Raw genomic sequence first — 11,180 nt, forward strand, 5'->3', positions numbered from 1 at the left:
CCACGATGCACGTCGGACTTTGAGGGTAGGGGGCTAGCTCGCGACGATCTGCCACTCTGCCAGGGCGGCAGAGCGTCGTTCCTTGAAGGTCTGTCGATCGACGAGGTGGCGTTCGAGGCTGAAGTGGTTGTGCAGGTTAGCGTGGACAGAGGCGAACTTTTGTAGCGAGCTCATTCGCCTGAAACGGTGCATTGCCCGCTCTCGTCGTCGGAAGGGCAGGTGACTGTTTTCCACGCGGTTATTGGCCCAGCGGCCGGTCTCTTGCTTCTCGCGGCAGCCGATATCATCCATCGCGGCCCCGTAGCTTCGCAGTCCATCGGTGGTGATCCTCTCAGGGGACCCATGGCGCTTGAGCGCCTTCTTTATGAACGCCAGCGCAGCGCCTTTGTCGCGGGTCTTGCTAACGTAGCTTTCGAGGATCTCCCCTTCGTGATCGACGGCACGCCACAGGTAGACCATCTCGCCGTTGAGCTTCACGTACATCTCGTCGAGGTGCCAGCGCCAGTGGCGAAAGCCACGCATGCGGTTCACTCGCTGACGTCGGATCTCACCGGCGAACATCGGCCCAAACCTGTTCCACCACATGCGCACGGTCTCGTGGCAGATGTCGATGCCGCGCTCGAACAGCAGGTCCTCGACGTTCCGGAGCGACAGCGGGAAGCGCACGTACATCAGCACCACCAGCCGGATCACCTCCGGCGACGAGTTAAAATACCTGAACGGGCTGGCTGGCTTGCGCGGGCGTGACATTTCACTGAACTACCCCGTCGCGCTTACCGGCTGGTGCATTTGCTCTGACAACGCCGTCGCGGACCATGTCGCGTCCGACGAGGGCGCGACGCCCGCGCCGGAGCCGGTTCCGGCGATAACAAGGCCGCGGAAATCGGGCGTGATACGCCGCATAGGCGCTGCGCAACTGGCGGCGCGCGCGACCGGCGCCGGGTGGTCATCGCTCGGCCTGACCATGATCGCCCTGGCGTTGTTACGGCGCGGTCGAGGGGCTTTCGGTCTGGCGCTCCTCGGCGGTGTCGCTGCGGGAACCTGGCACAAGCGCGATCGCTAGGTTCGAGCCCGGAAGTTTCGGCTACGGAGGTATCTGCCCGACACGCACCGCCGGCCGTGCCGACGGCCGTCGACTGCCGCCCAAAGCGGCTTGTCATGCATCGATCGCGATGCGATTGCCTTCGCCGGGTGTCCGCTTTCTAGCTGCGGGCAGGTTCTCAGGCTGGTCGGGCCGCCAGCGACAAGGTCTCTTTTCCCGGAGTATCCGCTTGCCCGATCAGAACATTGCCGTTTCCATCGTCACATCTGCCGGCACAACGCTGGTGGTCGGGCGCGTCCCTACGTTACCGAGCCCCGCCACGCCGGCCTGCCCATGTCGCCGGCTATCACGAAAGAGCGGGCGGTGAGCGACACAATGGCACTGGCGATGCTGATTTCCCTAGTGCATTTGCCCTGACAACTCCCCAACGGCCGGTATCGGCGTCAGTCCGTCGCGCTGCCCGGTTCAGCCATCTTGCGATGCTGTTCCGCCAGCACCGATCCCGGTGTCACATTGGCGAGTACGCCTTGCACCTTGGTCTTCCAGCCAGAGAAGATCGATGTCTTCCCACCCATCAACGCATCCCATCCGTCCTTCGCCACGTCGACCGGATCGCTTTTGTTGTTGTCGGCGCCGACCGAAGTGTCGAGCATGTCCGCGCGGTCGAAGAATTCGGTATCGACCGGGCCGGGCATCAATGTCGTCAGCGTGACGCCTTCGGCGTCCTTGATCTCGTTGCGTAGCGCCTCGGTGAAGCTGTCTACGAACGCCTTCGTCCCGTTGTACACGGCCTGGAATGCGCCGGGAATGTACCCTGCGACCGATCCGGTCACGAGGACCTTGCCGTCGTTGCGCGCGACCATCGCGGGTAGCACCTTCTGCAACAGGTAGATCGTGCCGGTGATGTTGGTGTCCACGACATGCCGCCAGTCCGCCACGGACTGATCGAGGAAGGCGTGGCCGAGACCGTGGCCTGCATTGGCGCACAGGACGTCAACCTGCCGTCCGTTCGCCGCCGCGAGCAAGGCGTTGACCCCGTCGGTCGAGGACAGGTCCGCCTCCACCGCCGTGACGGCGGTGCCGAACTGTTCGAAGTCCTTCGCCGCCGCCTGGATCAGCGTCTCGTTCGCCACGACCAGCAGGTCGTAACCGTCCTTCGCCGCCAGCGTCGCCAGTTCGAAGCCGATTCCGGTCGAGGCGCCGGTGATGATCGCGAATTTATTGGCCATGATCGAATATCCTCAGTTGAAGCCGGGCTTGAGAACGACCTTCGTCACCTCGTTCTGGTCGTCCTTGAACATCTTGTACCCCTTGGGCGCCTCCTCGAGGTCCATGCGGTGGGAGATCAGGAACTCGGTATCGATCTTCCCTTCCATGATCGCGTTCAGCAGCGCGGGCATGTAATGCTGGACGTGGGTCTGCCCCGTCTTCAGCGTCAGGCCCTTTTCCATGAATGCGCCGAGCGGGAACTTGTCGATGAACCCGCCATAAACCGCGGGCATCGAGACGCGCCCGCCCTTGCGGCAGGCGATGATCGCCTGTCGGATCGCATGCGCGCGATCGGTGCCGAGGAAGGTCGACGCCTTGATCTGGTCGACGACGTTGTCGACGAACAGGCCGTGCGCTTCCAGTCCGACGCTGTCGATCACCGCATCGGGGCCGATCCCGCCGGTCATCTCCATCAGCGCCTCGTAGACGGCGCTCTCCTCGAAGTTGATCGTTTCCGCGCCGAACCTTTTCGCCAGCGCAAGACGCTTCGGAAAATGATCGATCGCGATGACGCGTTCGGCCCCCATCAGGAAGGCGGACTGGACCGCGAACAGGCCGACCGGCCCGCAGCCCCACACCGCGACGGTATCGCCCGGCTCGATCTGTGCATTCTCCGCCGCCTGCCAGCCAGTGGGCAGGATGTCGGACAGGAACAGCACCTTTTCGTCCGAGACGCCGTCCGGAATGACGATCGGGCCGACGTCGCTGAACGGCACCCGGACATATTCCGCCTGTCCACCCGCATAGCCACCGGTGAGGTGGCTGTAGCCGAACAGCCCCGACATGGGCTGCCCGTACAATTCCATCCCCAGGTCCTGGTTGTCCGCCGGATTGCCGTTGTCGCAGGCGGAATATTGATGCTTGCCGCAATGGTAGCAGCTGCCGCACGCGATCGTGAACGGCACGACGACGCGCTGCCCCTTCTTCAGCGTTGACTTCGGCCCCGTCTCGACGACCTCGCCCATGAATTCGTGACCCAGGATGTCGCCGGCCTGCATCGTGGGAATGTAGCCATCGTACAGGTGCAGGTCGGAACCGCAGATCGCGGTCGACGTGACCTTGATGATACAGTCGCGCGGGTTGACGATTTCGGGATCGTCGACCGTATCGACGCGGACGTCATGCTTTCCATGCCATGCCAGTGCGCGCATCAGGCGGCCTCCTCTTCCTGTTCCGCCCGCGTTCGGGCGGCGGTGGTGATCTCACCGGTTTCCAGCAATTGCTTGAAGCGCCGCAGGTCGCGGCGCGCCTGGATCGCGGGTTCGCGCTGGAACATCTTGGCGACGATCTTGCCGACGATGCCCGCGGGCGGATCGTAGACGATCGTCGCGGTCACGACGGTGCCACGCACGCCGGCGTCGCGAAATTCGATGCGGCCGCTGTTCTCGACGTCGGCGCCGGGTTCGGACGCCCATTCGATGAACCGGTCCTCCGCCTCGTCCGTCACTGCAGAATCCCATTCGACGGTGCGGCCCGCGGGGGCCTTTACCACCCAGTGCGAACGCCGGGGATCGAGGACGTCGACACGCACGACATTCTCCATGAACATCGGAAGGTTGGCGAAGTCGCGGAAGTACGCGAACACCTCCGCGACCGGGCGGTTGATCGTGACTGCACGAGCCACGATGCTGTCGCCATGATCGGGAAGCCCGGCAGCGCCGATTGCTTCGCCTTTCTTCCACGTCGCCGGCGGTGCATCGTCCTCATGGCCGGGGATTTTTTCTTCCACCATTTTTGAGCCTTTCACTGCTGGAAATGATGACCGGGTCGAAGGGACGGCTCCGACCGGGGCGATCGGGCCGATCGCCCCGGCCCGTCGCTCATTTCTTTCGGGCGCGCTTCGGGGCGGCGGCGGCGGCGGTGTCTTCTTCCTCGTCCGGCTGATCCTCGCCCGCCTCCGTCAGGGCCTCTCCCAACAACTTCAGCTTGTCCTGCGACTTGTCCGCCTTGTCAGCGATCTTGGTCGTCGCGGCCCCCAGCCGATGCAGCAATGCGTGGATACGATCCGCGTCCGGCGCATCCTTTTCGAGCTGTTTGCGAAGCGCGCCCAGATCGCGCAGGATGCCCTTGGCACCCGGTACGTCGACGTCGGCCAGTGCGGCTTCCCAATCCTCCACCATGTCGGCGCCTTTCGAGGCCTTGGTTTCGTCCAGACCGCGATTGATTGCGTTCATCGTCCCTGCAAACTTGACGGCCATCGATGATCCTCTCGCGTGGGGTAATCCCGATGCGCGAACGAGGTAGGCCTTCGCTTGTGTCCGCTCGTCGACGAGCGATCGTATTGATGCAGGACAATGTCGATGTTCGTCCCGCAGCCATACGGTTTCGACCGGGCGCACGGTGACAGGCCCATCCTTCCCCCTACATACTGTGCACCGGAAAAAGGGACCGCGATGACCAGACCGATGCAGATCGACTTCGTTTCCGACGTGTCATGCCCATGGTGCGTCATCGGACTTCGGGGGCTGGAGCAGGCGCTTCGGAATGTCGGCGATCTGGTCGATGTCGACCTCCGGTTCCGACCGTTCGAACTGAATCCGCACATGCCGGCGGAGGGGCAGGAGATCGGCGAGCACATCCGCCAGAAATACGGATCGACCCGTGAGCAGTCGGCCGCGAACCGCACGATGATCCGCGAGCGCGCCGCGGAGCTTGGGTTCACCATGACGATGGGCGAGGGGAGCCGTATCTACAATACGTTCGATGCCCACCGGCTTTTGCACTGGGCGGGCATCGAGGGGCGGCAGCGTCAGCTCAAGCACAAATTGTTCGAGGCCTATTTTACCGATGGGCAGAATCCGGGCGACGTGGACGTGCTGGTCGCGGCTGCCGAGGCAGCAGGGCTCGACGGTGCGGCCGCGCGCGAGGTCATCACGTCCGGCTGCTATGCGGATAATGTGCGCGCGGACGAACAACTATGGCGAGCGGAAGGTGTGTCCGCGGTTCCAACGGTGATCGTCAATCGGAAGTATGTCATCACGGGTGGCCAGCCGCCGGCAGCGTTCGAGAAGGCGCTCCGCAGCATTGCAGCAGAGGCGTGATGTGGAGCGATGCGGCTGGCTGGCGAGGCCCGCGGATCTGTGACTATCCATCCGGCACGATCGCGTTACGGCCATCGTCGCCGAAGGCCGCAATTTGTCATCCCGGACGTGTCAGGTGCGCCGGGCCTCGATGATCGCGCGGATGCGACCGGCGAGCGCATCGATCGCGAACGGCTTCGTAATCATCTCCATCCCGGGGGTCAGGAAGCCGTTCGCGATCGTCGCATTTTCGGCATAGCCGGTCATGAAGAGGACGCTCAGTTCGGGCCGCCGTTCGCGGGCGGCGTCGGCGAGCTGGCGACCGTTCAGTCCGGGAAGGCCGATGTCGGTGATGAGCAGGTCGATCTGGAGCTCGGATTGCAGCAGCTTCAGTCCCGACGGGCCGTCGACCGCTTCCAGCGCGCGATAGCCCAGTTCCTCCAGCACATCGACGACAAGGGCACGGACCGCCGTCTCGTCCTCGACGACCAAGACGACTTCGCCATGTTCGGCGCGAGGCTCGTCTGCCAGCCGGGTGGAATGCTCATCCGCCTCCTCGCTCTCGTCGTAGTGGCGGGGCAGGTAGAGCTTGAAGGTCGTGCCGTGGCCGACCTCCGAGTAGATCTTCGCATAGCCTTCGGACTGGCGCGCGAAGCCGTAGATCATCGACAGGCCGAGGCCGGTGCCCTGACCGATCGGCTTGGTCGTGAAGAAGGGTTCGAACGCTTTCGCAATCGTGTCCGCGGTCATGCCGGTGCCCGTGTCGGTCACGCAGATGCAAACGTACTGGCCGGGCTGCACCTCCCGTTCGCGGGCCGCATAGGCGTCGTCAAGATGAGCGTTGCATGTCTCGATCGTCAGCGTGCCGCCGTCCGGCATCGCATCGCGCGCATTGATGGCGAGGTTCAGGATCGCGCTTTCGAGCTGGTGCGGGTCGCACAGCGTCTGCCACAATCCACCGGCGGTCACGATCTCCAAACGCACGGACTCGCCGATCGTCCGGCGCAACAGTTCCTCCATGCCGGTCACCAGCCGGTTCGCGCTCACCGGCTTCGGATCCAGCGGCTGGCGGCGCGAGAAGGCGAGCAGACGGTGCGTCAGCGCTGCGGCGCGGTTGGCCGAGGTGATCGCGGTCGTGGCATATCGTTCCAGCTTGCTCGTGTCGCCCTTCGCGAACTGCCGCTGCATCATGTCGAGCGAGCCGATGATCCCGGTCAGCAAATTGTTGAAGTCGTGCGCGATGCCGCCGGTCAACTGGCCGACCGCCTCCATCTTCTGCGCCTGACGAAGCTGTTCCTGCGCCTGTTCGAGGTCGAGCTGCGCCTTTCGCTCCGCATCCACGTCGCGCGCGACCGCGTTGATGAAATCGTCGTCGGGCACCGCGGTCCAGGACAGGAAGCGGTACGTGCCGTCCCTGTGCCGGTAGCGGTTCTCGAAGCGCAGGGTCCTGAAGCCATCGGCGAGCCGTGCCGCCTCGCTCACGGTGCGGTCGCGGTCTTCGGGGTGTACGAGGTCGAGGAACGACCGGCCGATCAGGTCGGTCTCGCTCCAGCCCAGCAAGGTCGTCCAGGCAGGATTCACCGCCGTTATCGTCGCATCGAACCGCGCCACCAGCATCAGGTCCGTGGACAGGCGCCACATGCGATCGCGGTCGGCGGTGCGTTCGGCGACCTGCGCCTCCAGCGTACCGTTCAGCCGTTCGAGGGCCTGCTGGGCGCGCTTTTCGTCGGTCACGTCCACCACGACGACGATGGCACCGGCGGGGCGGCCGTTCTCGTCCGCCAGCGGAATGCCGCTGACGCGTACCCAGATGTCGCCAACCGGCGTCCGGCACACGAAGTCGGTAGCGTGCGTCGCCTCCCCGCGGAGCGCGCGGGCGCCGGGATATTCCTCGCGCGGGATGGGGCGTCCGGACGGGTCCCAGCCGATCCATCGACGATCCGTGTCGGGGAGGCGTGAGGGCAGGGTTCCGTCGGGCAGGAAGCGGCGATAGGCGGGGTTGGAGAGGAGCGTCTCGGCCGTCGGGGTGAGGAAGCAGACGCCGACCGGCAGGCTTTCGACCAGCGTGGCGAGCCGGGTGCGCTCCTGCGACAGGCGCGCCTCGCTGTCGCGCAGGCGCTCTTCGGCCTGCTTGCGTTCGGTGATGTCGATCGAGGACCCGACCAGGCCGATGACATTGCCCTGCGCATCCAGGAACGGCGCTTTGGTCGACAGCCACGTGGCGCGGCTGCCGTCGGGCCGACTGACCGCTTCCTCCAGCACTTCGGTACGGTTATCCGCCATGATGCGGGCGTCGTTGGCCATGACCTCGGCCGCCTGCGACGCATCGTCGAGGAAGGCGGCATCGGTGCGTCCGATGATCCCGGCCAGCGGCTTGCCGACCAGGTCCACCGTGCCGCGGTTCGCCGCGAGCATGCGGCCGGCGCGATCCTTCGCATAGACGACGCCGGGCACCGCCTCCATCACGGCTTCCAGCAGCGTCATGGCGCGGCGCAATGCATCTTCCGCCTCGCGGCGCTCGTCGATGTCGATGACCGAGCCGACATAGCCCAGATATTCGCCGTCGGCGCCGAACCGCGGGCTGGCGGCGTCGATCGCCCAGCGATAGGTGCCGTCCGCCCGGCGCAGGCGGTATTCCACCCGGAACGGGGCGTGGGCGGCATTGGCGCGCAGGAAGGCGTCCTCCGCGATCGACTGGTCGTCCGGGTGGGTCGCGTCGAGCCAGCCGAACCCGAGCGCGTCCTCCTCGCGCTGGCCCGTCAATTCGTACCAGCTGCGGTTGAGATAGGTGCAATAGCCGTCCGGATCGGTGACCCACATCATCATCGGGGCGCCGTCCGCCATGTTGCGGAAGCGCGCCTCGCTGTCAACGAGTTCGGCGCGGGTACGGGCCAGTTCGTCGGTCTGCTCGCGCTGGCTGGTTTCGTTGCGCGCGATCTTCAGGAAACCACCCGCGGCCGCGCCGTCGGCCATGATCGGATGGGTCGAACCGTTCATGAACACGCGCGACCCGTCGGCACGCAGATGCCAGCGCACGTCCGGCGCGACGCCCTCGGCCAGCGCCTTTTCCACCTCGCGCGCAGGCACCCCGGCCGCGCGATCCTCGGGCGTGAAAAGGTCGTCGATCGGCCGTCCGATCGCCTCGCGCTCGGGCCAGCCGAACGCCTCCTGCGCCCCGGCGGACCAGCTGGTGATCCGGCGTTCCCCGTCCGTCGTGACGATGGCATAGTCACGGGCGCTGTCGAGGACGAGGCGAAGGCGCTGTTCGCTGGCGACCGCCGCCTCGAAGCGCCGGTCGCGTTCCGCGATCGTGCGGTGCAGGTCGAGTTGCGCCATGACCTGCCGCGCCAGGACGCGCAGCGTGTCCTCCTGCACCGCCGTCAGCGTGCGGGGGCGATGATCCAGTACGCACAGGGTGCCGATGGGCAACCCCTCCGCCGTCTTGAGCAGCGCACCGGCATAGAAACGGATGTGCGGATCGCCCACGACCAGGGGATTGTGCGTGAACCGCGCGTCCTGCGTCGTGTCGGGCACGAGGAGGAAATCGTCCTCCAGGATTGCCCAGGCGCAAAAGGAGCTGTCGAGCGGGGTTTCGCGGACGCCCAGGCCGACCTCCGCCTTGAAGAACTGCCTGCCGTCGCCGATCAGGTTGACGACCGCTATCGGCGCATCGCAGATCGTCGCGGCAAGGGCGGCGATTTCGTCGAAGGACGGCTCGCGCGGGGTATCGAGCACCGCGTAACGGGCCAGAGCGGCCAGCCGCCGCGTCTCGCGATCATCCATCTCTTTCATATCGACCGGCGATCCCTTTGCCGCCGTATAGCCGGTGTGGCGCGTTTCACAAAAGGTCAGCGCGACCGGCATGAAGTCTGCGGGCCGGGGAGTGCCTTGGCGCTATCCAGTCCAACGCGAGGCTGGATTCACATGCGGAACCTCGGCCTTTGCGCGTTACGACCTGCGGTCAGGACTCGTTTATCAAGCCAGAAGATGACAGTGCCAGCGAGTGCGATGGCGGAGAAGGGTGTTGTCAACGCAACGGCACCAGCCCACTTGCGGACGCGATCCTGCCCCGTTTCGGAACAAGCCAAGCGAGTTCGCAGCAACTGACAGTCCGTTCGGTGTGAGGCAGCTGCTGAACAAGCCGCTAACCTCCGCTGCTTTCAAGAGCCGGTGCATTTGGTTTGACAATGCCCGATGCCGCGTTCGAACAGCAGGTCCTCTACGTTCCGCAACGACAGCGGGAAGCGCACGTACATCAATACCACCAGCCGAATCACCTCCGGCGAAGAGTTGAAGTACCGGAACGGGCTATCTGGCTTGCGCGGTCGGGGCATTCGACCGCTCTAACGGGGGGGCGCTTATCAGCCGGTGCATTAGCCCTGACAACGCCCGTCCGGTTGATGTAATAGCTCGACGAATTATAATCGGCGTCCCTTGATAGGAGATGCCGGATGAGAATCGGATACCCTTCTCGCAAGGCACCAGATGCCGAGTTTCACATGAAGCGAGCCCAACAGGAGCGCGCGCTGGCAGAGGCGGCAGATGACCCTGCAATCAAACGAGCCCACCTTGATCTGGCAGCAATGCACGAGGAGACAATGGCAGCTACGGCACGCAAGCTGCACGTTGTTCGTGATGCTTAGGCCGATGCCAAAACTGCTAGACCGCGGCGCCAATTCGGAACCGGCAGAAGTTTACCGGGCACGAGCCGCAGAGCAAAAAGCATTAGCCGAAAGCGCTGGATGCGGAGGCGTGAGAGAGCGCGCTTTGCGGGCTGCTAAGGCATGGGACGAACTGGCGCGCCGATCCGACCTAGTGACCAGGCTCGCTGCGCGGCGGCAGCGGGGGGCGGGGTGGCACGAGGATGAGCAGCCCGGCGTCCCGGCCTGATCCTAACCAGGTCTTCCACCGCTGCACGGTGTCAGCAGCAGCGATTACTGGGTGTTGCCACGGGGTACGAGGTGGGCGAACCCCGCCGCAGCTTGAGCAGAAGCGTTCACGCAATGGCCGGACGATCGTAGCCGACAAGCATATCGGCGGGCTGCGGTATGTCGGTGATCACCTTGTCTGTCCTTCCGATGGCTGAACAAGTTCGGTCACCGGCCGCGGCGGTACGAAGCTTATATGATCAAGCCGCCAGGCGCGATCTGGATCTCCTGGCCAGTAGGAAGTCGGATCAAGCGTTCCGTCTGGAGGCGTCGCACCGACGATCTGCACGCCGATCACGCGCCCGGTCTCGCGCAGATGGATCTCGGTACCCGGAAAGCGGGCAGTAAGTGCGGCGTGGAGCAGCACTGCATCCGCGGCAATCTGATCACTGTCGAGGGTGCTGTCAGTCTAACGCGAACCGCTCTCTCCACGATGCACGTCGGGCTTTGAGGGCAGGGGGGCTAGCTCGCGATAATCTGCCACTCTGCCAGGGCGGCAGAGCGTCGTTCCTTGTAGGTCTGTCGGTCGACGAGGTGTCGTTCCAAACTGAAGTGGTTGTGCAGGTTGGCGTGAACGGATGCGAACTTCTGTAGCGAGCTCATCCGTCTGAACCGGTTCATCGCCCGCTCTCGTCGTCGGAAGGGCAGGTGGCTGTTCTCCACCCGGTTGTTGGCCCAGCGCCCTGTCTCCTGTTTCTCGCGGCAACCGAGCTCGCCCATCGCGGCACCATAGCTGCGCAGGCCGTCGGTGGTGATCTTTTCGGGTGAGCCGTGGCGCTTGAGCGCCTTCTTCATGAAGGCGAGCGCAGCTGCCTTGTCGCGAGTCTTGCTTACGTAGCTCTCGAGGACCTCCCCCTCTGACGTGCTCCCCTGAAACTCTGCCAGTTTGAGCTAGAGTCCGCCTTCGTGAGGAGACGGACG

Annotated in this window: 8 protein-coding genes; 1 reads left to right on the forward strand and 7 read right to left on the reverse strand. The window is 64.7% G+C overall.

Annotation, left to right across the window (positions count from 1 at the left end; all coding sequences use genetic code 11):
- Window positions 1-33 precede the first annotated feature (33 nt).
- The 5 genes from ASG29_RS04385 to ASG29_RS04405 form a co-directional block, all read right to left on the reverse strand.
- Window positions 34-750 carry an IS6 family transposase gene (locus tag ASG29_RS04385; RefSeq protein WP_055980546.1) on the reverse strand — a complete coding sequence of 239 codons (717 nt, stop codon included), beginning with the start codon at window positions 748-750 and terminating at the stop codon, window positions 34-36.
- 735 nt (window positions 751-1,485) lie between these two features.
- The gene (locus ASG29_RS04390) at window positions 1,486-2,271 is read right to left on the reverse strand and encodes an SDR family NAD(P)-dependent oxidoreductase (RefSeq protein WP_055980548.1); all 786 of its coding nucleotides are present in this window, start codon (window positions 2,269-2,271) and stop codon (window positions 1,486-1,488) included.
- Between the two features lie 12 nt (window positions 2,272-2,283).
- Complete coding sequence (locus ASG29_RS04395) at window positions 2,284-3,462, reverse strand: zinc-dependent alcohol dehydrogenase (RefSeq protein ID WP_055980551.1); 1,179 nt, start codon at window positions 3,460-3,462, stop codon at window positions 2,284-2,286.
- A complete protein-coding gene (locus ASG29_RS04400; protein ID WP_055980554.1) occupies window positions 3,462-4,043 on the reverse strand; it encodes an SRPBCC family protein in 582 nt (193 codons plus the stop codon). The genes ASG29_RS04395 and ASG29_RS04400 overlap by 1 nt, the downstream gene beginning before the upstream one ends.
- 88 nt (window positions 4,044-4,131) lie before the next feature.
- Complete coding sequence (locus ASG29_RS04405) at window positions 4,132-4,509, reverse strand: hypothetical protein (RefSeq protein WP_235532760.1); 378 nt, start codon at window positions 4,507-4,509, stop codon at window positions 4,132-4,134.
- Between the two features lie 195 nt (window positions 4,510-4,704).
- Here ASG29_RS04405 and ASG29_RS04410 point away from each other — a divergent pair, with 195 nt between their 5' ends.
- Window positions 4,705-5,352, forward strand: a complete 648-nt coding sequence (locus tag ASG29_RS04410) for a DsbA family oxidoreductase (RefSeq protein ID WP_055980557.1) — start codon at window positions 4,705-4,707, stop codon at window positions 5,350-5,352.
- Between the two features lie 111 nt (window positions 5,353-5,463).
- Here the strand turns inward: ASG29_RS04410 and ASG29_RS04415 are convergent, their stop codons facing one another.
- Window positions 5,464-9,123 carry a PAS domain S-box protein gene (locus tag ASG29_RS04415; RefSeq protein ID WP_162242936.1) on the reverse strand — a complete coding sequence of 1,220 codons (3,660 nt, stop codon included), beginning with the start codon at window positions 9,121-9,123 and terminating at the stop codon, window positions 5,464-5,466.
- 1,598 nt (window positions 9,124-10,721) lie between these two features.
- Window positions 10,722-11,144 (reverse strand): DDE-type integrase/transposase/recombinase, encoded by a 423-nt coding sequence (locus tag ASG29_RS04420; protein ID WP_055980562.1) that lies wholly within the window; start codon window positions 11,142-11,144, stop codon window positions 10,722-10,724.
- Between the last annotated feature and the right edge of the window lie 36 nt (window positions 11,145-11,180).

It is taken from the genome of Sphingomonas sp. Leaf412 (assembly GCF_001425405.1).
GTDB lineage: Bacteria > Pseudomonadota > Alphaproteobacteria > Sphingomonadales > Sphingomonadaceae > Sphingomonas.